Source organism: Paenibacillus sp. NPDC101420 (assembly GCF_050277435.1).
Lineage (GTDB): Bacteria > Bacillota > Bacilli > Paenibacillales > Paenibacillaceae > Paenibacillus_AQ.
Genome location: NZ_JBNNSE010000001.1, coordinates 1022716 through 1048526 on the forward strand (window position 1 = coordinate 1022716; position 25811 = coordinate 1048526).

At 44.7% G+C, this 25811-nt stretch carries 19 protein-coding genes; 2 read left to right on the forward strand and 17 right to left on the reverse strand.

Going from position 1 to position 25811, the window contains the following annotated elements; all coding sequences use genetic code 11:
• Window positions 1-30: 30 nt before the first annotated feature.
• The 11 genes from ACQKMP_RS04790 to ACQKMP_RS04840 form a co-directional block, all read right to left on the reverse strand.
• Window positions 31-936, reverse strand: a complete 906-nt coding sequence (locus ACQKMP_RS04790; RefSeq protein ID WP_042186716.1) for a Gfo/Idh/MocA family protein — start codon at window positions 934-936, stop codon at window positions 31-33.
• A 47-nt stretch (window positions 937-983) separates the two neighbouring features.
• Window positions 984-2051, reverse strand: a complete 1068-nt coding sequence (locus ACQKMP_RS04795; RefSeq protein ID WP_427468909.1) for a glycosyltransferase family 4 protein — start codon at window positions 2049-2051, stop codon at window positions 984-986.
• Window positions 2052-2082: 31 nt separating this feature from the next.
• Window positions 2083-3951: a WD40 repeat domain-containing protein gene (locus ACQKMP_RS04800; RefSeq protein ID WP_427468910.1), complete on the reverse strand. Its 1869-nt coding sequence runs from the start codon at window positions 3949-3951 to the stop codon at window positions 2083-2085.
• Window positions 3948-5012, reverse strand: a complete 1065-nt coding sequence (locus ACQKMP_RS04805; protein ID WP_427468911.1) for a zinc-dependent alcohol dehydrogenase — start codon at window positions 5010-5012, stop codon at window positions 3948-3950. The genes ACQKMP_RS04800 and ACQKMP_RS04805 overlap by 4 nt, the downstream gene beginning before the upstream one ends.
• Before the next feature lie 64 nt (window positions 5013-5076).
• A complete protein-coding gene (locus tag ACQKMP_RS04810) occupies window positions 5077-5955 on the reverse strand; it encodes a carbohydrate ABC transporter permease (protein ID WP_042126182.1) in 879 nt (292 codons plus the stop codon).
• Window positions 5956-6003: 48 nt separating this feature from the next.
• Window positions 6004-6969: an ABC transporter permease gene (locus tag ACQKMP_RS04815; protein WP_081951079.1), complete on the reverse strand. Its 966-nt coding sequence runs from the start codon at window positions 6967-6969 to the stop codon at window positions 6004-6006.
• A 109-nt stretch (window positions 6970-7078) separates the two neighbouring features.
• On the reverse strand, window positions 7079-8737 hold the full coding sequence (locus ACQKMP_RS04820) for an extracellular solute-binding protein (protein WP_379422245.1): 1659 nt from the start codon (window positions 8735-8737) through the stop codon (window positions 7079-7081).
• Window positions 8738-9305: 568 nt separating this feature from the next.
• The gene (locus tag ACQKMP_RS04825; RefSeq protein WP_339246772.1) at window positions 9306-10715 is read right to left on the reverse strand and encodes an extracellular solute-binding protein; all 1410 of its coding nucleotides are present in this window, start codon (window positions 10713-10715) and stop codon (window positions 9306-9308) included.
• A gap of 158 nt (window positions 10716-10873) precedes the next feature.
• Window positions 10874-12175, reverse strand: coding sequence for a collagen-like protein (locus ACQKMP_RS04830; protein ID WP_427468912.1), 1302 nt, complete (start codon window positions 12173-12175; stop codon window positions 10874-10876).
• 342 nt (window positions 12176-12517) lie between these two features.
• Entirely contained in the window at window positions 12518-13171 is a 654-nt protein-coding gene (locus tag ACQKMP_RS04835) for a deoxynucleoside kinase (protein WP_042186705.1), read from the reverse strand.
• Window positions 13168-13791, reverse strand: coding sequence for a deoxynucleoside kinase (locus tag ACQKMP_RS04840; RefSeq protein ID WP_042186703.1), 624 nt, complete (start codon window positions 13789-13791; stop codon window positions 13168-13170). The genes ACQKMP_RS04835 and ACQKMP_RS04840 overlap by 4 nt, the downstream gene beginning before the upstream one ends.
• A 296-nt stretch (window positions 13792-14087) precedes the next feature.
• Here ACQKMP_RS04840 and ACQKMP_RS04845 point away from each other — a divergent pair, with 296 nt between their 5' ends.
• Window positions 14088-15611, forward strand: coding sequence for a stalk domain-containing protein (locus ACQKMP_RS04845; RefSeq protein WP_427468913.1), 1524 nt, complete (start codon window positions 14088-14090; stop codon window positions 15609-15611).
• Window positions 15612-15660: 49 nt separating this feature from the next.
• Here the strand turns inward: ACQKMP_RS04845 and nspC are convergent, their stop codons facing one another.
• From nspC to ACQKMP_RS04870, 5 genes are all read right to left on the reverse strand, one after another.
• Window positions 15661-16797: a carboxynorspermidine decarboxylase gene (nspC, locus tag ACQKMP_RS04850; RefSeq protein WP_339246762.1), complete on the reverse strand. Its 1137-nt coding sequence runs from the start codon at window positions 16795-16797 to the stop codon at window positions 15661-15663.
• Between the two features lie 9 nt (window positions 16798-16806).
• Window positions 16807-18006: a saccharopine dehydrogenase family protein gene (locus ACQKMP_RS04855; RefSeq protein WP_042126167.1), complete on the reverse strand. Its 1200-nt coding sequence runs from the start codon at window positions 18004-18006 to the stop codon at window positions 16807-16809.
• A gap of 283 nt (window positions 18007-18289) precedes the next feature.
• Window positions 18290-19666 carry a DUF5808 domain-containing protein gene (locus tag ACQKMP_RS04860; protein ID WP_427468914.1) on the reverse strand — a complete coding sequence of 459 codons (1377 nt, stop codon included), beginning with the start codon at window positions 19664-19666 and terminating at the stop codon, window positions 18290-18292.
• A gap of 12 nt (window positions 19667-19678) precedes the next feature.
• Complete coding sequence (locus tag ACQKMP_RS04865; protein WP_340968592.1) at window positions 19679-20074, reverse strand: GntR family transcriptional regulator; 396 nt, start codon at window positions 20072-20074, stop codon at window positions 19679-19681.
• 80 nt (window positions 20075-20154) lie between these two features.
• Window positions 20155-21642, reverse strand: a complete 1488-nt coding sequence (locus ACQKMP_RS04870) for a stalk domain-containing protein (RefSeq protein ID WP_427468915.1) — start codon at window positions 21640-21642, stop codon at window positions 20155-20157.
• Window positions 21643-21994: 352 nt separating this feature from the next.
• Here ACQKMP_RS04870 and ACQKMP_RS04875 point away from each other — a divergent pair, with 352 nt between their 5' ends.
• A complete protein-coding gene (locus ACQKMP_RS04875) occupies window positions 21995-23881 on the forward strand; it encodes an LTA synthase family protein (RefSeq protein WP_427468916.1) in 1887 nt (628 codons plus the stop codon).
• Window positions 23882-23949: 68 nt separating this feature from the next.
• Here the strand turns inward: ACQKMP_RS04875 and ACQKMP_RS04880 are convergent, their stop codons facing one another.
• Complete coding sequence (locus ACQKMP_RS04880) at window positions 23950-25671, reverse strand: glycoside hydrolase family 13 protein (RefSeq protein ID WP_427468917.1); 1722 nt, start codon at window positions 25669-25671, stop codon at window positions 23950-23952.
• Window positions 25672-25811 lie beyond the last annotated feature (140 nt).

The following is a 25811-nucleotide window of genomic DNA, read 5'->3' on the forward strand; positions in this document are numbered from 1 at the left end:
CACTACACTCCTTTCAGATTGTGCTTTCCTTTACAGACGAACATCAGCACCGCTTACCCGACTTTCGTTGGCCGCTTCGATGAAGCGAATCAACTCTAGTGTTAGGGAAGATCGTACCGGTGGAGAGTCCCCTCGCGCCATAGCTATAAATTTCTTCAGTAATTGCTGGTGTCCTGCGTTGTAATTTGCTCCGAGCGCGTTAATTCCGTTACTCCCTCGTTCACGATGCAATACGATATAGAAATCAGAGCCGCCTGTACGGTTTCCGCGGATCGTCCCGATTCGCCCGTCCTTCCACTGGCCGACTACCCATTCTTGCGTATCGTTACTGACGGCACGTACGCAATGGCAACCTTCTCCAAGGGCGGCATATAACATCTCAGCAGCGTGTATGCCATACCAGAATAACCCCGGTTGTGTCGGCTGTAGATCGAGTGGTCCAGTACAATCCGCACCTAGAATAGCACCTGCACTTTCATCCTCTAAGAGGGCTACCAGTGGTCCACCGAAACGTAGCATAGAGCTGGAGAAAAATGGCGTTCCATACCTCTCCGCCAATTCCACAATCATCTTCGCATCTTCAGAAGAAACCGCTAACGGCTTGTCAATGAATACCGGCTTTCCGTAAGGAGCCAGCACCGCAAATTGTTCCTTGTGCACTCTCCCATCTACAGAAGTCAATAGAATCGCATGGGATCTCTCCGCAACTTCTTCTATAGAATCGAGCAATTCAACCCCATAGCGCTCCTGCAATTCACTGCTAATCGGTCTCACACGTGAATAGCTTAGCTCGAAATCAAGAGAACCCCCCGGATAACCGCAGTGTAACCTGCCACCCGGAATATAAAGCGGATGAGATTCATCATTTAGCAGCGCCGCGAAAATCCTGCTATGCGAAGTGTCCATTCCTACCATACCGATCTGCAGCTCTTCCATTTCAACAACACCTCTTATTCGGTTGACAGCCCCATGGAGTGATCTACTTATTTAAGAATTAAACGTTCTTCTCTGAATCGCTCAAGTAGTTCCATGTATTCTTTTCCCACTTGTTCGATGCTGTAAGTAGTTCTAGCTTTCTGTTCTCCCAATGACTTCAAGCCTTCCCTCAGACTATTCTGCTCCAGCAGTGCGCTCAATCTGTCCACACACTCCTCTTCATTGCCTGATTCGTATAGGGAAACACTTAACGGACCATCCAATAATTCCGGCAACGCCCCTACACGCGGAACCACTACCGGACACCTGCAGGCCATCGCCTCCAGTACGGTCATCCCAAAAGATTCATTGGTCGTGGTACTAATATATAACCCACCATTCTGCGCAACCGATGAATAATAGCGATGCATCTCATCGTAGTCCACTTTGGGAATCCACTTGAAATGCTTAACCCCCTGCTGTTCTACCTTTACCATCAGCTGTTTCTTGATCTCATCGGGAGCAGTATAACCTCCAACAAGCATAAATTGCAGCTCTGGCATCTTGGCATTCAGCATTCCAGCAATGTTCAAATAGGACGACCAGTTCTTGTGATCATCCAGTTTACCCACCCACAAAATAGTGGCAGGCTCCTGCTCAATACCCGCTTCATATCGGAACAAATCGGTATCCAGGCAATTATTAATATGATAAGCACCCGCTATGCCGATACCGTCCAAATAATCCTTCATGTAAGCGGAGGGAGTGATCACATAGTGAAAAGGCAAACTATCTTTCGTTGCTGCCAACTTCTGTAAGGGTTCGGAATAGGTGGTATGTACCTCATGAATAATAACCTTTCCCTCTTGTACAGGCCCAAGTGCTTCATACAGCTCGTAAGTATCAATAGTAATAATGACATCGAAATCATAGACTTCCATGTAGCTCTTAATTTCTTCAACTGTCCCCAGAATTCGGACATGCTCGTATCCATCAAAAGCGCTTGCCCCGCCGTAATCTTCCAAAAAAGCAAAATGTACTTCCGAGTGGTGCCGCAAAAATTTGAATCTATGTGCAAGTTGAGTGGTAACCCCACCTAGAATACAGAATTTATAAAAATATAAGATTCTCATCATCCCTCACCCTTCGCCAAGGATAGTGCAGACCTTACTTGTACATCCGATACAATGCTGTAGTTCTTGCAAAAAATAAATCACCCTCACGGTCGATTGCCAGTAGCCGCGCATCGTCATCCAACACCTCAAGCTCCTCATTCCGCATATTAAACTTGAACAAGCGATTCATCGACACGCCGTACAACATGCCTTCCTTATAAAGCAGTTCATTACCACTGCGCCAAAAATGAGTCACTACATTCCAGTCCATGGGGAACAATGAGTAAGTCTTTATAGTTTGCTTAAGCTGTGGATCGAACCGAAATAACAGTCCCCCCGTCAAACCCCAAAGATGCCCTGCATCATCTAGAACCAAAGCAGAAATTGCCCTTTCCCCTTGTACCGGTACACCTTCCCATACTTTGCAGCGCTTCTCTAGATCCCAAATCATTAGAGAGGCATACGCACGCTGAGGAGCAATCCCAAGTCCACCCCAGACGGACCCTCCAGCAAACAACAGCTGATCACTACTGACAAGGGACACTACACTCTGCTGCGGCAAAAGATTTCTAAACACCTCACGCACACCGCTCGCAGGATTGTACAGTGTCAACGCTCCTCCATGCCGACCATAGGAAGGAACCGTTCCAATTGCCAGCTCTTCTCCTGCCCAAGCCCAAGCAAAAGGGCGGTCCTGCTCCTCTTCCTGTAAGGAAAATAGCAGCTCTGGATTCTCTCCCGGCTTCCAATCTTCATTCGGGTCATATTTGAAAATATTCGCTCGCGGATATACACCTAGATAAAGACAATCGCTCCCAGCAAGCATACCTTCCGTCTGACCAATGCCCCGATATGAAATGATCTCGTCGGCTGCCTTATCGAATCTGGACAGCCCACCTGCGAAATACCCTCCGATGTAGAGAGCATCATCAGGTCCATAGGTCATAGACTGCAAATGGACCGATTGACCTTGCAGACCGAAGTCCTTGACCGTATACCGATCCGTCGCCGGATCGTAAATCCAGCAACTCCCGTCCCTGTATACACCCGTTAAGCAGCACTCTTTCCGATTTAGAGTATGGTTATTCAGCCAGCCATAATCACCTGCCGGCTCCGGCATAGCTAGAGAAGTAACGAACAGGCTTCCAGTCCGGACATCATAACGCTGCAAATAGTCATCTTTAATGAAATACACATTTCCCAGCTCATCCGGCGGCGAAACACTAAGTCCACTCACATGATCCACAGTGTCTCCCCACTCCTGCAGTTCCAGATCATAAATGCACAACCGTGCAGACGGTGTAATTCGAGCAAAAAGCTTGCCCTGAACGATGTTCAAGTCATACACCAGTTGCTCGCTTTTACATTCATCTGGCAGCCTGATTTCCGAGCGTTCTCCCGTCTCCGTATCCAGTACAACAATATGCGGGGCTTGTGTACCAACTCCCACATAGAGCTTACCGTTCCATGCTTCCATAGAACGCGCATACTGTTCTCCAGCTACCATAGCACCATAATCCCTAAACACTCCTGTCGCTGGGTCATACTGGAACACTTTCCCCCCAGGATAACATCCCCCATAGATCCTGCCTTGCGTATCTGCTACCAACCGCCACGTATAGAATTCACCGGGAATCATCTCACCCAGGTTCTCCACACCATTCTCATGAGTGTACCTGTACAAAATGCCGCTTCCCCCGATATACACTCCGCTGGTTGTTAAGACTACACCCCAGCAATGATCCGAGCCTTCCAGCGCATACCGTTCCACCGCTTGTTCACCGCTCGGGTCTAGAACAAATAAGATGCAAGGACTCCCGGAAGAAACAGCGTAGATCCGGTCTGCCCCTTGCCATGTTCCATAAGCTGAGGCCCAAACCGCCAGACCGTTCAGTGGCTCACCGATCCGCAGCGCCTTCATCTGCTTCCGCCTTCTTTCGTCAGCTGTTCCTTAACCTTCGCATCTCCCCCTGAAACTGCCGCAGGATAAGCTAATACTGCTCCCAACAGATCCACTGGATCCTCTGCATAACGCCGAAAGGCTTCTTCACAGCGTTCAACCGGGAATATCGCGCTAATCAACGGCTTCACCTGAATGTCCCCTTCAGAAATTAACCGAATATATTCAGCCATATTACGCCCTTCCGTCCACCGCACGTAGCCGTAAGGATAATCAATCCCCTTCCGCTCATAGATAGGATCATATCGTCCGGGACCTCCGGCTCTAGAAATCAGCACTTGGGCTTCCTTACCGAACATCAGATCACGAGAGAAATCCGGCTTAACATCTCCAACCAACAGTACCTTGCCGCGATCCCGTACCCACTCTAGCGCTTGATCAATAAGGTCTCCGGTTTTACCGCCTGCGCATACGATGACTGCATCCGCTCCCATGCCCTCCGTCAGGTTAGCAAGATGTTCCTTAACCTTCTCTGGGCTAGTAGCGATATGTCTAATTCCAAGGCGCTCAGCCATCTCACAGCGCTCTGCAAGCAAATCATAGACGATCACCCGGCATCCTGCCGCCTTAGCAATTTGAGCAATCAACTGCCCAAGAATTCCGGCACCGATCAGGACAAGTGTCTCCCCAAACTGCGGTGCAACCTGCCTTACCGCATGTACTGCAATGGCTCCAAGTCCTACTGTTGATGCTTCCTCCGAACTAACATGGTCAGGAATGGGCACCATCAGATGCTGAGGCATTAGCAGCCATTCCGCATGCTTTGCATAAGGTCCGCCGTAACAAGCTACCCGAAGACCCTCAGGCCAGTGTTCCATTCCTTTCCCACGTGTTCGGATTACACCCGCTGCACTGTATCCAAGTACAATTTGTTGTGTACGGTGCAGGCCATTCATCATCATTTCCGTTCCGGGGCTAATCGCCGAATATTCAGTCTGGACTAGTACAAATCCATCTTCAATGACTGGTGTCAGAACATCCGACATGCGAATCTGTCCTTCCTGAGATATTACCGCCTTCATATGTCTTCTCCTCCCGACTGCTTCAGAAACAATTCCGTCACATGCAGCATCTTCTCTATCGCTGTTACTCCTTCAACGCACCGATCATTACGCCTTTTACAAAATATTTCTGCAAAAATGGATAGATCATTAGAATGGGAACGGTAGCAATGATAATCGTAGCGAATTTAATAGATTCACTAATACGAAACACCTCATCTTGGGTAACGCCGGCCAGCATATTTTGCGCAGAGGATTGAATCAGGATTTCCCTCAATATCAATTGAAGCGGGAACAAATTCCGATCCTGTAAATAAATCATGGCCGAGAACCAACTGTTCCAGTGGCCTACCGCATAGAAGAGGGTCATCACCGCCAGAACCGGCATGGAGAGCGGAAGCACGATCCGCAGTAAAATTCTGAAATCGTGAGCGCCGTCTATCTTGGCAGACTCTATCAAACTATCAGGGATAGACTGAAAAAAGGTCCGCATCACTATCAAATTGAAGGCACTAACCGCACCAGGCAACAGCAGCGCCCACCGCGTATCATACAAGCCAAGCTCACGGACATTCAGATACGCAGGAATTAGACCACCACTGAAAAACATCGTGAACACAATGAAAGCCATAATGACATTTCTCCCCTCCAGATTCTTTCTGGACAGAGGATAAGCCCCAAGTGTAGTTAGTACCAGATTAATTAACGTACCGACAATGACATAAAAGAAAGTATTTCCGTAAGCCGTCCATACCCGCGTATCCTCAAATACCAGCTTGTAAGCATCCAGATTAAAGCCGATTGGAAAGAAGCTTACCTTCCCCGCAGCAATAGCATGAGCATCGCTGAATGAGGAGACCAGCACGTACCACATCGGGTACAGGAACAGGAAAGAACACAAGATCAGAAACAGCACATTGCAGCTGTCGAAAATGATTTCACCCATACTGCGTTTCACAACCATTGTCTACCCTCCTAAAAATCGTACAAAACTCTCATCGGAAGCTTATGCTCACCATAAGCTGCTCTCAGTTGTTTTCCGGCTGATACGGTTGGCTAGAACGAGTAATGTGAAGTTGATTATGGAATTGAATAATCCTACCGCGGCAGAAAAACTGTAATTCGCTTCCATCACACCTCGTCTATAAACAAATGTTGAAATAACATCCGCAGTGACGTACGTTCCAGGATTGTAAAGCAATATAATTTTGTCCCAGCCCACATTCAGCAGGGTACCCACATTCAGAATCAAGAGGATTAACACCGTAGGCAAAATCCCAGGCAGCGTTATATTCGTTAGCTGCTTCCATCGTCCTGCACCATCTACAACTGCAGCCTCGTACAGGCTCGGATTGATGCCAGATAACGCCGCTAAGTAGATAATTGAGTTCCAGCCCAGGCTCTGCCACATACCAGAACCTACATAGATCGTTCGAAACCATTCCGGCAGAATCAGGAACTGAATAGGCTCCGAGATTAGTCCGATGCCAAGCAACAGGCTGTTAATAATGCCTCCGGGCTTGGTGAAATCAATAATCATCCCGCAGATGACGATCAGCGAAATAAAATGCGGCAAATAAGACACGGTCTGCAGAAAGGACTTCAGCTTCTTGAGCCGCAGCTCATTGAGCAGCAGCGCAAAAGCAAGTGAAGCAGGAAAAATGAAGATGAGTGAGTAGAAACTCATTAAGAAGGTATTTTTAAGCAGTCTGAGAAAATAATAGCTTTCGAAAAACTTCTCGAAATTCTTGAAGCCCACCCAAGGACTATCCGTGATCCCTAAGTAGGGGTTGAAATTCTTAAAGGCAATGATCGCCCCATACATCGGCTTGTATTCAAAAATCAGAAAATACAAAACCGTAGGAAGGAGCATGAGATAAAGATAGCGATTGGAGGCTATCCGCTTCCAGGGAATCGGACTCCTCTTGACCGGAAGCTTCCTGCTTTCAACTTTAGCGACTTTTACAGGTACAGCCATATAGTTCTCCTCTCCCGGACACTGGCGTTAGTCATAGCTGTCATGTGGCGAGCGGTCACAAAGTACTCTCTGAACCGCTCGGCCCACAACAACCTCCTCACAAGCTGAATCATTTCCCTTTAAATCGCTCGTATGCAACCTGATACTCTTTTAACACATCGTTAATTCCCATCTTCTCAAGTTGCTTCATTACTTTGTCATAGTCCTCAATCTTTTGGCGCCCCATGATCATGGCATTGATTGTTTCGGCTACATAGGTCTGAATATCGGCCATCAAAGGAACAACTACATCGTTTTCCTCTGTTGTGAATTGGACTGGAGGCAACTTGCTATCAAAATCGATATAGTCACTATATAACTCGAGCGGATTCTCCGTTTGCCCGTTAGCTTCTCGGATTTGTTCAGCATATCTGGTATCCGCTACCGTAGCCCAGCTTCCGCCCCCGATCGTATGGTTCAGCAGCTCTTGCGTATTTGTGAGGCCATTGGTCGGATGAGTTACTTCTTTCTTATAAATCGGTTCTCCGTTTACCAGATCATATGACTTGCCTTCAACCCCAAAGTTGTTCAGCAGAATGCCTTCTTCTGAGTATTGATAATCCAGCCATTTCATCACTTCCTCAGGATGTTCCGTCCGCGAGGAAACCGCTAATCCGTGTGCTGCTGCTTGCCAGCGGAAGGAGACATGACGTTGATCACCGTTCGGTCCTTTAGGTGGAATGGCTGGTGCAATTTTGAAGGTTGGATGTTTGCCCTCCATTAGGGTAGTAAAGTTCCCCATGTAGGAGCCAGACCAGCCAAACCATGCCCCTGCCACATCGGTAGTCACCTTCTCAGTCAGCGTCTGGAATGTGGTATCTACCAGATAGTTCGGGTCAAGCAATTGTTCATCGTAAAGACGGTGCAGATAGGTTACGACATCCTTGAATTTAGGATCATTCGGGCCATATTTTACTTGGCCATTATCCACGAAGAATCCGTAATCGACGCCAAAGGCAGGCGCGAATAACATCATGATATTTTCCAAGTTGACTGTGACTAGTGGAATTTCATCCTTCTTGCCGTTTCCGTTGGCATCCTGCTCCCTAAAAGCCTTGAGCATGTTATACCAATCTTCGGTAGTTTCCGGCATAGACAGACCCAGCTTATCGATCCAGTCTTTCCGTACTTGCGGGAACATTTGAGTGAGATCCTGTGAATCAAGAACGAGATTAGGCAGGTAAAAAATGTGGCCTTCAGGCGAAGTAATTTGTCCCCGGATATCCGGGTTGTCGTCGAGGATTTTCTTGAAGTTTGGCGCGTTTTTCTCAATTAAATCTTCCAGGGGAAGCAGCGCGCCTTGTGTGCCATATTTTCCGGAATCCGTGCCCCATAGATCATTGTAGATAATGTCCGGCAGCTTACCAGATGACATCAATAGGCTAAAGGCTTCCGCACTGGCTTCCGTACTATGCTGAAAGTCAATATGAATGTTAGTGTTCTCTTCCATTTGCTGAAAGGATAATTTCTCATTAAAATTAGTTCCTCTGAAATTGCCGCCGCTGGGTGACCAAAGTGACAGTTCAAGCTTATCTGAAACAATCGGGAGCTGCAGACCACCTACTGTTTTACCTTCCTTAGCGGGAGCTTGCGTAGCCTTCTGAACTTCCGCAGTAGGAGCTGCGGTATTGCCAGTCTTAGTATTCGAACCGCCGCAAGCAGATACGAGTGTAACTAATGACAACAGGACAGGCAGCAGCAGAACTAACTTCCTTTTAGCAACATTCATAATTCAACCCCCTATTAATAACTAAAAAATAAGATAATCATTATGATATATTCACTAACATCAATCAGAAGGAATCAACGATACATTAATAAATTTTTAAATGAGTAATCACTCTGAAAATTACCTTTTATAGGGAATATCCTCCTTTCAACTGCCTTTTTTCTACTTTAATTAGAGGAAAACATCTGTTCTGACTTCTTTTTGATTTACATTTCAGAGTATCAGATCTCTTATTTCGCTAATCTGATATATATCTGATGTATTTCATTATATTTTCCAGCCTACATGATGTCAATATAATAATAAGAAATATCTCTAATTAGTGTAATCTTATATAACATGTACCTGTCGCAAAATGTTGAAATCCCTCAAATTTAATAGAAAACGCTTACAAAATCACTCGTATTTAACCACTTTAAATAAACCATCTCTCATCTCATACAGATTAGGCACAATATACAACTTCTGCTTGCTTTTATTTAAAAAAATGCGTAATAATGGCCCACCAGCACCATTATCACGCTTTACTGATATTCTAAAGAGAACAGCCTTCGCAGAAAAACACCTTTTAAACCTTCTGATCGGCAGCATCCTGTTCCGAGATTAAGAGACTCAATTCCTCATGAAGCGTTTCCTCATCAATCATCTTTGACCAATAAGCGTTCAACAATTTACGAAAGCTTTTTAGAACGGCTATAGAAAGTCCTAAATCTTTAAGGTAGGAGAAAGTTGGAAATAGCTCTCTGTACATCAGATATCTCGAAGGACGATTCAAATGATCCGCCGTACTCATCTCAGCGATCCGCTTTCGAGCTGGAATACTTACTGTGCGTTCCCGAATAATTTTCTGCGCTTCTACGGAAGCAAGGAAGTTAACGAATTGACGAGCCGCTTCCTTTTGTCGTGAATTCCCGACCACAGCCGCTCCGATCGTGACCAGTAATGTCTTCTGCGGATCTTTTGTTTTCAGCCTAGGTAACGGAGCAAGATCATAGTCCAGCGTTAACGCCTTGAATTCATTTAAATTAAAAAAGGTCGTCAGAATCATAGAAACTTGTTCTTGGACAAACAAAGAAATCGTCTCATCTTCATGATTGCCAGCAAGATATTTAGGGAAAATCTGATGGTTGTTCACGAGCCTACTATACACACTAAGACTATTTGCCGTCTCCGGACTAAGTGTACGGTGCTCGGTCCCGTCTACCACGGTTTGAATCCCGCTCTGCAGCAGGAATACAGAATAACGGTTCTCGGAAGCAGGCACAAAATAAATGGCATGTCGTCCACGTTTCTCTGCCAACTGACGAGCCGCCTCAATTAAGTCATCCCAGGTCCAATAGCTATCCGGCTCAGGAAGATCTGCTTCCCGAAAATGGGCCTTGTTGTAGCACAGCACCACGGGGGAGAAGGAAATCGGATAAGCATACAACTGTTCTTCATGATAGAAAGCTTCTGTCGCAATTGGATATAATTCAGGATCAGGATCAAGCGATTCCAGCAGCTCAGCCGAGCCATTTTCAGCCATTTCCTGAAATTGCGTGCTATTCAGCGATACGGCATCAAGCATCCCATTATTGATCATCTCTACGGCAGAATTCACATGGTCAAAATCATTTAGCGCCAGCGGAAGAATATGAATACCGGGATGCAGTCGATGAAATTCACCAATTAGATCATCCAGCAGAAAGTCCTTGGACAGCGAGGCACTGCAGCCAAAATGAATACGAATTCTCTCCTGCACGGACTCCATAACCTTGCTTCCGACACGGTCGATTTTGACGATAAGGCCTTCTTGGACTAACACATCCAGCCCTCTTCTGACCGATTTATTGCTTAACTCAAACTGCTTGGCTAGCATACTCTCTGCTGGCAGATAAGCACCTGGCTGTAGCACTCCACTTAGGATATCCGTACGAATCTTACCCACCATATGATCCAGTCGCTCTCGGAAGGAATGACGACCTGATTTATTATTCATGTACAATTCTCCCCGAAAAATTCAAATTTACATCATCTCCCTCTTATTTTGCGTCAACTCTGAATTGAAGTCAAATGGAAATTCCAGCAAATGCCATAAGAAAAGCCACCTGATTAGAGGTGGCAAACTTCCAAATTATCTATACGTAGGAGATTTCGCTATGCTAATTGTGTAATAACGAGATGAGCTGAAACAGATCTTGTTCCTCCAGCAAGAGGAGTAATAGTAAGTGCAGTGGAATTGCCAGCAGGATTCCGAACTGTCAGTATGGTGTTAATGACCGTTGTTTGCACTATAGCCATTTCTACGATTTCTGATGTACCTGTCGCACGTCCAACTACCGTATAGGCCAGATCTGCGCCATTAAGAGTCAAGATGAGTTGGCCTGCTTCGGTTACACTAACCTGAAACAACACCTGATAAGTCCCTATTGCCGCTAAATTAAAAGAACTAGGGCCCGTTCGTGCAATCGTCGTCCCGCTGGTAGGGCCATTTTGAGGAAAACTCACGTCTGTGCCCGGTGCTACAGTTGCTGCATTATCAGGGGGCATCAGGGCAAAAAAATCAGCAAAACCTAATACTCCTCCTGCTGCTCCGGTCGCTCCGGTTGCTCCTGCGACTCCTGTCGCACCGGTTGCTCCGGCCGCTCCTGGTGCCCCGGTTGCTCCTGCTGCCCCTGCTGCTCCTGGTGCTCCGGTTGCTCCTGCTGCTCCTGGTGCCCCGGTTGCTCCTGCTGCTCCGGCCGCTCCTGGTGCCCCGGTTGCTCCGGTTGCTCCCGCGGCTCCCGGCGCTCCTGCCGCTCCAGTTGCTCCCGCGGCTCCCGGCGCTCCTGCTGCTCCGGTTGCTCCCGCTACCCCTGGCGCTCCTGCCGCTCCAGTTGCCCCTGTCGCTCCCGCGGCTCCCGGTGCTCCTGCTGCTCCTGCTGCTCCTGCCGCTCCGGTTGCTCCCACTGCCCCCGGTGCTCCAGCCGCTCCAGTCGATCCGGTTGCTCCCACAAAACCTTGTGGTCCTATTGCTCCTGCAGGACCAGGTAAACCTTGCGGTCCCTGAGGACCTACGGCACCTTGTGCACCCGGCACTCCTTGCGCACCCTGAGGACCAACGGGTCCCGCTACACCCTGTGGACCTATTGCTCCCGCTGGTCCAGGTTGACCTTGCGGTCCTTGGGGTCCTGGGGGCCCACCGGCGGGACCTTGAGGTCCTTCTGCTCCTTGGATTCCTCGTGCTCCTTGGGGTCCTGGTACTCCTTGGGCCCCTTGTACTCCTTGGATTCCTTGTGCTCCTTGAGGTCCTGTAGCACCAACGACTGTTGGAGTGGTAACATTTACTTCGGGCGGAGGACATGTGACTTGTACAATCTTCTTAATAACTTTTCGACGATGTTCTTTTCTTTTTCTTTTCGAAGGATATACAGTGGCGATTTTTTTCTTATGACATTTTTTATCGTCTGGACAACTCAATACGTACACCTCCCTATAAAGATAGTTCAGTGTACGCATCTTATTAATTTTAGTCATGGACCAATAACTAGTTTTCGCTAGACTGGAATCTATATCCAGAAAAAAGGGCTATAATTATAGGGTGCCGCCCTTGAGCATACTACAATGTCCACACCAATTTGGATTGCTTTTCGTATTTTATTACTAGGACAACTGACACTTCCCTATTAGACCCATATCTATGATTTGGGTCTTTTTTTATTTTTACAAATCATCCCTCAAACTCAGTTTATATCGCTTAATCCGCTTTCTGATTTCATAAAAAACAGCCCCCAAATCCTGGGGGCTCCTAACCATTAATTATTATATTTTATCAGCAGGCTTACGAATCGCATTGCCCACCTTCACAAGAATATCAGACATCGAAGTCTCATCATTTACATCATAATCATCAATGTTCAAACGAAGCACTGGGCAAGCTGTAAACTCATTGATCCATTTCGAATATCTGCCATGCATATGCTCCCAGTAGGAAACATCCGTTTGAATTTCCATCTCACGGCCACGTTCATTAATTCGGGTCAGGATGGAAGGCAGGCTGCCTTCAATATAAATCAACACATCAGGGTGCGGGAAGTAAGGCGTCATAACCATAGCTTCATACAAGCTGGTGTAGGTTTCATAATCCGTTTTGGACATTGTACCTTGATCTGCATGCATTTTCGCAAAAATACCGGTGTCTTCATAGATGGAACGGTCCTGAACAAAACCACCGCCGAGTTCGAACATCTTCTTCTGCTCTTTGAAACGTTCGGCAAGAAAATAGATTTGCAAGTGAAAGCTCCATCTCTCAAAATCATGATAGAACTTTTCGAGATAAGGATTGTGATCGACCTGCTCTAGCGAGGTTTGAAAATTAAGTCTTTTGGCCAAGGCGCCTGTTAAAGTGGATTTCCCCACCCCGACAGTTCCAGCCACGGTAATTATGGCATTTTCCGGGATATGATATGAATTCATTTCATTAGCTCCTTTATATAAGAGACAATTTCAGTGAAGTGTTCTGGATTCTCCACGAAATCGACTGCATTTCCATCAATGGTAATAATAACGGTCGAAGGCTCCTGAATGGCAAGAGCGGCCATCGCGTCATCATAATCTTTAATTAATTGCTCCAAATACGCAGTATCCATCCCCTCTTCAAAGGGCCGCCCACGTTTTTCAATTCTGGTTAATAACGTATCTAAATTGGCCTTAATATAGAGGATAATATTTGGCTTTGGCAGGTCATCCGTAAGCACATGATAAATTTGCCGATACTTTTCACGTTTCGTTCCATTCAGCGTTCGTTCTCCAAAGATCAGGTTCTTATAAATATGGTAATCCGAAATGACCGGGATCCCTTTATCTATGTATTGTGTAACGGTATCTTCAAGCTGTTTATACCGATTACAGAGAAAAAACATCTCCAGTTGAAAGCTCCAATCGTCCATGTTCTCATAAAATTTAGCTAGAAACGGATTCTCATCGACAATCTCTTTAATGATCGGTAAATTTAACTCCTCTGCTAGCATAGACGCTAATGTTGTTTTTCCAGCCCCGATTGGGCCTTCCACTGCAATAAACGGTGCATGTCTCATTGACGCTGACTTCCTCCTCAGATACGAACCTTTCAATAGCTAATCAAGCATAAACGCCCTCGGCGTCTTTATAAGGACGGTAAGTGTGTATGCGAGAAATATAAGGATAAAGTATAGTGTGAAACTTATACTTTCTTTATTTAAAACAGACTAAATTATTGTATCACATGAGACCTTTCTTGTGAGCGGGTAAATATGAAGAAACTTTTCCAGTAGTTCTAGCGTCTAAATGTAAGATAATGGATTATATCGTGAACATATCAAACTTATCTAATAAGAAAAAGAGAGGTATTCCTATGAAAAAAAAATGGATCAGCATGGTTAGTGCTCTTCTAGTATTAAGCCTCGCCTGTAACGTAAGCGCAGCTGCAGCTGCAGAGAACACAACCACGACTACCAACCTCACTTCGTATGGCGCGGATTATCTGACCAAAACAGATGGTTCCTTCTGGGTATGGGGAGGTAACCGCTCCGTCCCTACGCAAATCCATGACCTGAATGAGGTACAAGCATACTTTGGTTCCCAATATGTAATGAAGAAAGACCTTTCGGTCTGGCAATGGAGAACATCGGCATACTCTGAAGCTGTTAAAGTGACCCCCGTTCAAGAGCTAGACAATCTGGTCGATATGTTCATGACGGGAAATAGAACGATAGCCCTTAAAGGAGACGGGACGATTCTAAGCGCCCCCCTTTCATCCGATGGACTTACTACCTCCGCGTTCACACCGGTTTCCGGCGTCGATAACGTGGCTGCTGTGGGCGGTTACTATGAGTCTGATCTTCATAAGAGCTGGACACGTTACGTGTTCTTAAAGAAAGATGGAACTGTTTCTACTACACGCGATGACTTCGAAAGCTTCGAAACTATCCAGAATTTAACGGATATTATTCAAATCAAAAACAATCTTGCACTTAAGAAGGACGGCTCCATATGGAGTTGGCCAGTCCAAGATTATTACAAGAACCAGGGAGCTCCAATAGATCTATCTGCGACTCCTCTCAAGGGAATCAGTAATATTAAAAGTTTAAAAGGAAATCAGAACAGCCTATTAGCCATTGATGGGTCCTCTCAATTATGGTTCTGGGGCGCTACTATTACAGGTTCCTCAGACGGAACAACCTATCATGAACAACCACCGATTCTTCTAAAAGGGATCAAGAATGTAGTTGATGCTTACATCGTAGAACGCTCTATTGTTGCGTTAACCGGGGAAGGAAACGTCTATCAAACTTCTATTGAAAACGAAATGATGCCCGCAGATTCAAAATTCACACTTCTCGAAAAAGAAGTAAGCAGCCTAAAGAAAGGCGGACGACATCTCATCATGCAAAAGAAAGACGGCTCACTCTGGGGCTGGGGGGTCAATAAGGACGCACAGCTAGGCTATGGCGACTATGAATTCAGCCATAACGGGCCCGTTCCAGTGCAAAAGCCTATTTCGATCTCCTTAAACGGAGAATCTATACCACTCTCAAATGGAGTTATTACTAGAAACGGACAAAATTTCGTCCCGCTTCGATCGCTGTTCGAAAAATTAGGTGCCACAATTACCTATAAAGAGAACATTACAGCTGCGAAAACAATAGATAAACAAATTATGATCACACGAACCGCTACAGATAAACCGGCTCTCGCCATTAGTATTAACGGTGTAACTGGAGCGACAATGGTGAACAATAAAACCGTAAATCTTCCCACACTACCCTTCATCGTAAACGGTTCCATGTATCTGCCACTTCGCTTTATAAGTGAGCAACTCGGAGCAAAGGTTGAGTGGCTCCCACAGGAGGAGCGCATCGCCATCACGATGCAATAAGGAATAATCAAAAAAAGGTGTCCCATCACGGGACACCTTTTTATTAATCTTAAGATAAACGTTCGCTGAAATCTTCGAAAGCAAACTGTTTGATTACTTTGATTCCCTCTTCTTCATTGTAACTAACAATAGAAGGCAGATTCACACCGTTAAACATATGGTTCTTCACCATGGAATAATGGGCCATATCAAGGAATACGAGTCTGTCGCCGTATTTCAAAGGCTCCTTGAAGGAATAATCTCCGATAACATCTCCCGCAAGGCAAGTCATTCCACCTAATCTGTACGTATAAGGAAATTCCCCAGGTTGTCCAGCATCGATAATGTGCGGACGGTACGGCATAGCCAGTACGTCCGGCATGTGGCACTCTGCTGAGGTATCGAGAATCGCAATGTCCATTCCGTTATGCATCACATCAAGAACGGTAGCTACCAGATATCCGGTATTGAGAGCTACTGCCTCTCCCGGCTCCAGATAGATTTCCACACCGTAAGTCTCTTTCATGTGTAGAATACACTTCACCAGGGTCTCCAGATCATAATCAGGGCGTGTAATATGATGACCGCCACCGAAATTAAGCCATTTCATTCCTTTGAGATAAGGTCCGAACTTCTCTTCGACTACCTTGAGCGTACGCTCAAGTGTATCCGAATTCTGTTCGCACATGGTATGGAAGTGTAGTCCATCAATGCCCTCAAGCTCTTCCGGTCTGAAGTTAGGGAGAGTTACTCCCATTCTGGAATAATTGTAGCACGGATCATACAGCGGAACTTCGATCTCGGAATATTCCGGGTTCACTCGAATGCCGCAGCTGATGTGTTTCGGTGCATTCTTAACGCGATCCTTGAATCGATTCCACTGGTCAAAAGAATTGAACACAATGTGATCGGAGTATCCAAGGAGCTCATCAAACTCACTATCTATATAAGCTGGTGCATACACATGAACCTCTTTGCCCATCTTTTCATAGCCAAGTCTGGCTTCGAACAAGGAGCTTGAGGTTACACCATGCAAGTACTTCCCAACTAACGGATACAAGGAATGCATGGAGAAGCCTTTTTGCGCGAGCAAAATCTTTGCTCCAGTGCGTTCCTGTACAGAATTCATAATCTCAAGATTACGTGTAAGCAATCTTTCATCTACAAGGTAACATGGTGACGGGACCGCGCTGATATCTATATCCATTATCGCGCCTTAGTCTAACAGCGTTGGCGAGAAATCTTCTTGCCAAGGCAGACCATGTTTATTTAAAGCTTCCATGAATGGATCTGGATCGAACTCTTCAACGTTGAATACGCCCGGCTTCTTCCAGATACCTTTTATAATTAACATCGCTCCGATCATTGCAGGAACGCCTGTAGTGTAAGAAATGGCTTGGGAGCCAACCTCTGCATAGCACTCTTCATGATCGCAAACATTGTATACATAATAAGTTTTTGGCTTTCCGTCTTTAGTTCCTTGGATGATACATCCAATGTTCGTTTTGCCTTTTGTTCTTGGTCCCAAAGAAGCTGGGTCCGGTAAAATAGCCTTCAAGAATTGCAGAGGAACGATCTCTTTTCCTTCATACATGATAGGCTCGATAGAAGTCATGCCCACATTCTCAAGCACTTTCAAGTGAGTCAGGTAATTCTGCGAGAAGGTCATCCAGAAACGGATCTTCTTTACACCCTTAATGTTAACGGCCAAAGACTCTAATTCTTCATGATACAAAAGATAAATATCTTTTGGTCCAATTTCCGGAAGATCGTATACTTTTTTCTCGGAAAGCGGTGCAGTTTCAATCCACTCGCCATTCTCGAAATAGCGGCCATTGGCTGTAATTTCACGAATATTGATTTCAGGATTAAAGTTTGTTGCAAATGGATATCCGTGATCACCAGCATTGGCGTCTACAATATCAATGGTATGAATCTCATCAAAATAGTGCTTTTGAGCGTAAGCTGTGAACACGCCCGTTACACCTGGATCAAATCCACTACCAAGCAACGCGGTAAGGCCTGCTTTTTCGAATCTTTCTTTGTAAGCCCACTGCCAAGAGTATTCAAATTTCGCTGTATCTTGTGGTTCATAGTTGGCAGTATCCACATAATGCACTCCTGTTGCCAGGCACGCATCCATGATTGTCAGGTCCTGATATGGGAGAGCGACATTAATAACGACATCCGGCTCAAAGCTCTTGATCAGTTCAATGACTTCGTCCGTATTATCTGCATCGACCTGAGCAGTAGAAATCTTCGTGCGGCCTCCGGCTAATTTATCTTTCAGAGCGTCACATTTCGCGACAGTTCTGCTAGCTATGCAGATCTCTTCAAATACATCCGGGTTCTGGCAGCATTTGTGAACAACAACACTGGAAACACCGCCAGCGCCAATAATTAACGCTTTTCCCAAAATAAAAACCTCCTAAAATTCCATTTGCAAAATCAACAAGGCTGATTATACATAATATTTTTGAATAAATCAATAAAAACCGACAAAAAATGATGTTTATTGTGTAAAATCTTCAAGGATTCTTGTTAATACTCTTGAATGCTCATATTTCCTCGATTATCCACCTATATATCTAATGAAAATCGCTGGAATGGAGTAAATTTCCGGAAACTAGGACAACTAGATTATTCTATCACAATAGGGGGCTACTTCATACGTTTTATTTTAAGTTCAATGAGAAACCTCACCACCCTTTCAACTCCGCGTAGAGACGTTCAGTTTCAGTGGCATCCTTATTGTTGTAAAGCACATATATATCTGACAATTTGATCACAATGTACGGCGGAGAATTTTTCACAAGATAGACCTTACTTTTTCCAAACCCGTCAAACTTAAAGTTTCCAATGGCTACTGTATCCGTCGCAACACCATTTGTTCTTCGGCCTCTTGGTAAGCTGTCCACAAGCGTCAGTTCTTGCACATCCTTCATGGCAAAGCTGTAATTGTACATCGGATATTCAATCGAGACCCTTCCATTTGTATCTGTAGTTAAGGTAGGTGTTGAGAAATCAGTCTGAACGCCCATCCAACCCGTCCCGATCAACAGCAATGCAACGAATACAAAGAGGCCGTAATATATACTCTTACCCGTTTTTGTCCCAATATTAATCGTAGTACCAATCCCAAGACGCTTCGGAACCATAACAGAGCGATCATTGGGGTTATTATACGTTGTCCCATTAATCCAATATTCATCATCATCCGTGTAAAGTATCTCATGATCACCTTTTAGCAGCGCAGCTTCAAGTTGTTTCAATTTATTATGTACATAAAAAATACCTGTCACCGGAATAACGGAGAAAAAGAAGACCCCCAAACTCCATACTATAGATGAAGCCGCTCCATTTAAGGATAAGGAATACACCGAAATTACGGCGATACAGCTATTGATGATCGCCATGCCAAACCATAGAAAGGACCAGTATCTGCGATTAGCCTGGTTAAGCAGGATATTAGTCTCGCTATTATGCGTGTAAACTTTAGGCTTCATTCGATTAAAGGAGATAGCAATAATACAGAAAAATACGGTCAACCCTAACGCTATGCCACCAGCCATTCGAAGAATTTCAATACTATCCTCCGGAACTGGAATCATAAAAGATAACGCAGCAATCAGTGCAGGGATTATGTACCAGTATAAAGAAAGACTCATTTTCTTTTTTAGCAGAGATAGCTTGGTATCCATTCGAACCATTCGCTTCTCTCCCACGAACCACTCATTTTCCCGTTTCAGTTCTATCGCTGCACGATGTGCCTTAAGGAATGGAATTCGAAGCAGAAGCATCATTCCACACGTCCAAACATAAAAAAAGATCAGTGTGAAAGAGAGATAGGAGCTTAAGAACAAGATAGGAATCAAAGCCAGAACTGATAGGAGTCCATATTTTTTATACCTCTTCTCAGTTGAAATTTGCAGTTCGCGCAGACGTTCATCCTCAAGAGCAAACACCGGCAGACTAACCCCAAACCACAGATTATCCTTCAGCTTCAAAGTACTCATATACGTAAAAAACAAAATAACTAAAATAAATATAGCTATACAAAAGAAGACGATAGCCATCTGAGTGTCCCCCTAGTCCGTGATAGATGTAGACTTAAACGATACGGATGAAAAGATTCCGGCACACATTTGCATAAATTCCTCCCGGCCAATCCCTTTTACACTCGCCTCCGAGATGACTAACCGTAGTTCATTTTCCAGCTTCTCCTTAAACTCTGGCTGTCCATTCCCTATCGGAGCAACTGTAGCACCATGCCTGCGATCTATCGATATGAAGCCTTCATTCTTCAAAATCGCGTACGCTTTGTTCACGGTCATTGCATTTATCCCTAAATCTTCAGCCATTTGGCGCACCGTCGGTAATTTCTCCCCATCCGCCAGTTCACCTGAGCCTATTCCAATCACGATCTCATTACGAAGCTGTACATAGATTGGTGTATCACTGTTAAAATCAAGCGTAATAATCATATTATCCATCCATTCAAAAAAAGTATTATTTGTATTAGTTATACTAATACAAATAATACTTACTGTCAAAATACCACTATTTAATTGGAATGAATTTGAACAGCATAAGCTTCGGCATCCCATTCTACCTTAGCGCCTAACATTTCACTCACCAGTCTTAAAGGTACATATACACTATCATTAATAAAGACTGGCTTTTGATCTGTGGCTATCACTTTTCCATTCACTGTCGTTTGTCCATTAACCGAATTTAAGATCAGCGTAGTAGAGGTAGATTCCTTCACGGCAATAACTGATCTCGATGGAACGTCCCAACGTACATCCACTCCCATTTGCTGAAATATTCCTCTTAAAGGAACGTAAGTAGAATTGCTGAGCAGTAAAGGAGGCATGGTCAGATCCATTTTACTATTGTTCAACAGGACCTCTATCGATTTCTTCACGGGCTGAGGCGTGTCAATCATAAAATCTCTAACCCCCAACCCAGTCTGTCCAAATTCATTCGTCCCCCATGCAAGAACATGACCGTCTTTTAAGAGCACATAATGATTTCTGTTCCCGCTGGTAATCGAAACTGCATTTTGAATACCACTAATCTGTTTAACATTCATCTTATTCTTATCGCCAACTGTCCACTGCCATACGGTCCCATCGGCTTTTACTGCAGAGTCCGTTGTCATCGATACGACATCAGTGAGTCCTGGAATCTGAATCGGCTGTAAAGTTCCACCCGGATTCATATCTGTGTAATTATTCCATAACCAAACGGTACCATCCCATCTCAAAGCTACTCCACTCCACCCATCAGTATCAACAGCTCTGTACTCCCCGCCGCCTTTAAGTAGGGTAGGCTTTAGAACCGCATCCTTTTTAATGCCTCTAGTTTTAGATGAGCCCCATACCCACACCTCTCCGCCGTTTCCAAGTGCCACTGAATTATTCGATCCTGCAGCTATAGCTAAAATGGAGGGTAGTCCTTTCACCTGCACCGGTGTTAGCCCGTTTTTCCCCGAATTATCACCGAGTTCTCCTTGCTCATTGCCTCCCCACGCCCATACCGTTCCGTCTTTTCGAAGCGCTAAGCTATGTGTGTCTCCTGCTGAAACAGAAATCACATCCGTTAGCCCCTTCACTTGAACCGGCTCTACAAGGACTGTCGAGGACTGCGCTCCAGTGCCAAGTTGTCCATGTTCGTTCCCCCCTACTGCCCACACTGTTCCATCGTCTTTCAACATCAAATTATGACGGTAGCCACCTGAAACTCGCTTAACATGATCGATGCGCATTTTGACTGGAGTATACGCTGGCGTGGTTGCCCCATTACCAATAGAACCGTATCCACCACCCCAAGCCCAGGCTGTTCCATCCGCAGTGATGGCATAAGCACTTCTATCCCCCGCATCCAGCCCTGTGATGCCAGACAATAACTTCTTTTCATCCGGGAAATTCACAACACTGTCCGCTTTTACTATTAATGGTGAGGCTGTAGCTAGGATAATAGCTGCCCCAACAACTACAATACCTATTCGTCTTATCTGAATTTTAATGCTTGAAATTTGTCTTCCCACTTAAGATCACTCCTTTTAGAATCGGTAGGGTCAAACTGTTGATCTGCAACAATAGAGACCCCCACTGTATTCAATCTTCTTATATAGACTGTGGAATATTATGTAAAGTTGCGAGAAACTGTAATTTTTTAAATCAATTTATACGCTTTAACCTGTAGTTTAGGATTGAAGCTGATTTTAACTGTTTATATGGCATAAATCGCTTGTTGCTGCGCTCTAGGTCTCTCGTCCGTCTTTTGACACACTAAAACTTCAAGAGCATAATAAGCATCGGCATATTGCAACGGATTCCCACAACATACAGAGTTATGCAGGATTTTAGTTTGTTTTGCACCAGGGAGGATGATTACGAGTGAAAAAAGATTTTCAAATAAAAAACAAGCCCTTTCTAATTTTTAGCTTTATCCTGCTCTTAAAATGCGCAGTGGCCTGGTTCGTAGTATTTAGTGACGGCCCTAATTGGAGCATGCTGCTCACAGAGATCCCGTTCTTCTTTATCGTCTTTGGACTCATTGAATGGATGGCTTCCAAACGGAAGTTTCTGTATTACATGATTGCGAACTTATTAATTTCAGTGATTTATTTTGCCGTCCTGATGTATTACAAATATTACGGCGTAATTGCTACTTACCATGCTTTGCAACAGGCAGATAAGGTAACCAAGGTCGGAGAAAGCACATACTCCTTGCTGGATCCATACTATTTGTTCATTTTTGTGGATATTGTAGTCTTCATGTTCTTCATGTTCCGTCCCAAATATATTGCGATCTGGAAAGAAAGAGGTATGAACCGGCGTATGAACCGAACTGCCTTGCTTGGGATCATCAGTGTTTCACTTGCGATCTGTGTCTTTAATATTTGGCCGAATCACGCCAGTATGAACGAGAACAAAAAGGCAGAACGTATGGGGATTCTCAATTACGAGGTATATACCATTTTTGCCGACACCACAGAAAAGAAAGAAATGATCGACAGCAAAGAAATTACGCAGCAGTCTGTGGACGCTACAAAGGGAATTACGGAGCCAGTCTCACCAAAGTATTGGGCAGCGGCTCAAGGTAAAAATCTCATTGTAGTGCAAATGGAATCTTTTCAGAATTTCCTGCTTGGCTTAAGCATTGACGGACAGGAAGTAACTCCCAATCTAAATAAACTTATTTCAAGCGAACATTATTTCAATAACTTCTATACAAATGCGGGGCAAGGAACAACATCGGATGCTGAGTTTGTTGTGAACACCTCTCTCTATGTTCCTCATCACGAAGTAGCCACTTCGTCCAACTATATGACTAAGGAACTTCCAAGTTTGCCTAAGCTGATGAAAGCTAATGGATATAACACGGCTACCTTTCACACCAATAGCGTAGAATTCTGGAATCGCAAAACCTTATACAAGGTGCTAGGCTTTGATAAATACTACGATCAGTCCTTCTATGGAGATGATGATCATATCGCATTTGGATCTTCCGATGAGGTGCTGTATGCCAAGACCGTTCCTGAATTAGTCAAAATGGATGCGGAAGACGATCCTTTTTACGCGATGGTCATTTCTATGAGCGCTCATCACCCTTATAAAATGCCAGAATCTAAATTTAAAATGACGTTGCCTAAACGGTACGAAGGGACCTTAGTCGGCGACTATATTTTAGCCCAAAATTATGCGGATTACGCCATGGGACAATTTCTAGACGAACTGAAGTCCAGCGGGTTATGGGACGATAGCGTGATTGTCTTCTACGGAGATCATCAAGGTGTATCCCTGTATTCCCTTGACGGCAATGAGAAATCATTAATGGAGGAAATGGTCGGACACGAGTATGGATATACCGATATGTTTAACGTTCCTTTCATAGTTCATGCCCCGGGCATAGACCAACCTACTGTGTATACCCAAACTGGCGGTCAGATTGACATCTTACCAACCGTAGCTAATCTGTTAGGGATTTCTATGAAGGACCAGCTCCACTTCGGAGAAGATCTGATGAATCAACAGACCAATCTGCTACCTGTTAGACATTTTCTTCCTACTGGTTCTTTTATTAATGACACAAGCTTGTACTTGACTGGTGTTGATTACGATGATGGAAATAACTATAACCTAATCGACGGCTCTGAAACTGAGGGCGGCTCAACACAAGCGCAATTTGATGCCGTTCAGCGGCTCCTGAATATGTCTAATAGTTATATTCTGCAACGGCCGGATTTATCTTCTACGGATGATGGCGAACAGAGTAAATAATTGATATTTAATAAAAAGAATGCCCTTCAGCCATTGGCCGAGGGGCATTCTTGCGTTTATTAAAATAATTAAACCGTTGTTGCAGGCACACTCTCACGAATTGCCTCTTGCTCTACAGGTGCGTTAACCAGCATATACACACGAGATTCGTAAGGGCGTAATGCCACTGTCTCGATCTTCTCGGCAGGGTCAACTTCATAGTTATTCAACAGCAACTCACTGGAGTCAAATTCCAACTCAAACGGAAGGTCGAACAGCGCTTCCTCTGAAGTCAGGTTTGACATGACCAGTAATTTCTCATTGCCAAGTGTACGAGTATAAGCGTAGATTCGTTCATCTTCAGGCAGGATCAAATCATAGGTTCCATAAACGGTAATAGGATTAGCGGCCCGAAGTGCGATTAGCTTTTTATAATGATGGTAGATGGAATCAGGGTCCTGCTTCGCACGCTCCACATTGATCTCCGTGAAATTAGGATTGACCTTCATCCAAGGCTTGCCGCTACTGAAACCAGCGTTCTCAGAGTCATCCCATTGCATTGGCGTTCTAGAATTGTCGCGACCGTTCTTCCAGATAACCTCCATTACTTCTTCATGTGATTTTCCGGCTTCTGTCTCTAAACGATACAGGTTCTTCATCGCCACATCATCATAATCATCCATGGAATCAAATCGTACATTAGTCATCCCAATTTCTTGACCTTGATAAATAAACGGTGTTCCTTGCATTAGGAAATACATTGTAGCCAGCGATTTGGCCGATGTCTTCCAATACTCGCCATCATTTCCCCAAGTGGAAACTGAACGTGGTTGGTCATGATTCTCGATAAATAATGCATTCCAGCCTCTACCCTCAAGACCTTTTTGCCAGCGGGAAAGTGCTGATTTCAGCTGCAGAACATCCAAGCCACCCGTAACACTCTTATTCCAAAGAGCTAAATGCTCGAATTGAAAAATCATATTGAATTTGCCCTGCTCCTCGCCTACCCACATTTCCGCTTGATCGACACTAACACCACTCGCTTCACCAACGGTCATAATGTCATAACGATCAAATGTTTCCTGTTTCAGCTCCTGAAGAAAATCGTGAATTCCTTCCCGATTCATATGACCCGCGCCGGACGAAACGAACGGAAGATTATCTGGATTTGGCAGATCAGGAAGACCTGGAATTTTCTTAATATGTGAAATAGCATCCACTCGGAAGCCGTCGATCCCTTTATCTAGCCACCAATTGACCATACCGTATAATTCCTGACGCACTTCAGGATTCTCCCAGTTGAGATCAGGCTGTCTTTTGGAGAATACATGCATGAAATATTGCTCTGTAGCAGGGTCAAGCTCCCAGATCGAACCGCTGAAAATACTCTCCCAGTTATTCGGTTCCTTTCCGTCCTTAGGATCTCTCCAAATATAATAATCACGTTTAGCATTATCCTTGCTTGAACGCGCTTCTACAAACCAAGGGTGTTCGTCTGAAGTATGGTTAATGACAAGATCCAGAATCAGCTTCATGCCCCGCGCATGAACCTCGCTTAATAGCTGATCGAAATCAGCCATACTGCCGAACTCCGCCATAATATCCTGGTAATCTGAAATATCATATCCATTATCATCGTTCGGGGATTTATAAATAGGACAGATCCAAATGACATTGATGCCAAGGTCCTGTAAATAATCAAGTTTTGAGATGACTCCCTGCAGATCTCCAACACCATCGCCATTGCTATCCATAAAGCTCCGTGGGTAAATTTGATACGCTGTGGCTTCTTTCCACCATGTTCTGTTCAATGTATGCAGCTCCTTCGTATTCATATACCCTCTTAGGAAAATATTTTCCTATTTTATTCACGAATTAGTGATTTTCATAATAAAACTTAAGATTATCGACTAAAATACTATCTATTCAGGGTTTATTTAAGGAAATTATT

Excerpts from the sequence above, each read along its gene's own strand:
- ACQKMP_RS04790 (WP_042186716.1), bottom strand. The coding sequence starts at position 936 with ATGGAAGAGCTGCAGATCGGTATGGTAGGAATGGACACTTCGCATAGC.
- ACQKMP_RS04795 (WP_427468909.1), bottom strand. The coding sequence starts at position 2,051 with ATGATGAGAATCTTATATTTTTATAAATTCTGTATTCTAGGTGGGGTT.
- ACQKMP_RS04800 (WP_427468910.1), bottom strand. The coding sequence starts at position 3,951 with ATGAAGGCGCTGCGGATCGGTGAGCCACTGAACGGTCTGGCGGTTTGG.
- ACQKMP_RS04805 (WP_427468911.1), bottom strand. The coding sequence starts at position 5,012 with ATGAAGGCGGTAATATCTCAGGAAGGACAGATTCGCATGTCGGATGTT.
- ACQKMP_RS04810 (WP_042126182.1), bottom strand. The coding sequence starts at position 5,955 with ATGGTTGTGAAACGCAGTATGGGTGAAATCATTTTCGACAGCTGCAAT.
- ACQKMP_RS04815 (WP_081951079.1), bottom strand. The coding sequence starts at position 6,969 with ATGGCTGTACCTGTAAAAGTCGCTAAAGTTGAAAGCAGGAAGCTTCCG.
- ACQKMP_RS04820 (WP_379422245.1), bottom strand. The coding sequence starts at position 8,737 with ATGAATGTTGCTAAAAGGAAGTTAGTTCTGCTGCTGCCTGTCCTGTTG.
- ACQKMP_RS04825 (WP_339246772.1), bottom strand. The coding sequence starts at position 10,715 with ATGAATAATAAATCAGGTCGTCATTCCTTCCGAGAGCGACTGGATCAT.
- ACQKMP_RS04835 (WP_042186705.1), bottom strand. The coding sequence starts at position 13,171 with ATGAATTCATATCATATCCCGGAAAATGCCATAATTACCGTGGCTGGA.
- ACQKMP_RS04840 (WP_042186703.1), bottom strand. The coding sequence starts at position 13,791 with ATGAGACATGCACCGTTTATTGCAGTGGAAGGCCCAATCGGGGCTGGA.
- ACQKMP_RS04845 (WP_427468913.1), top strand. The coding sequence starts at position 14,088 with ATGAAAAAAAAATGGATCAGCATGGTTAGTGCTCTTCTAGTATTAAGC.
- nspC (WP_339246762.1), bottom strand. The coding sequence starts at position 16,797 with ATGGATATAGATATCAGCGCGGTCCCGTCACCATGTTACCTTGTAGAT.
- ACQKMP_RS04860 (WP_427468914.1), bottom strand. The coding sequence starts at position 19,666 with ATGGCTATCGTCTTCTTTTGTATAGCTATATTTATTTTAGTTATTTTG.
- ACQKMP_RS04865 (WP_340968592.1), bottom strand. The coding sequence starts at position 20,074 with ATGATTATTACGCTTGATTTTAACAGTGATACACCAATCTATGTACAG.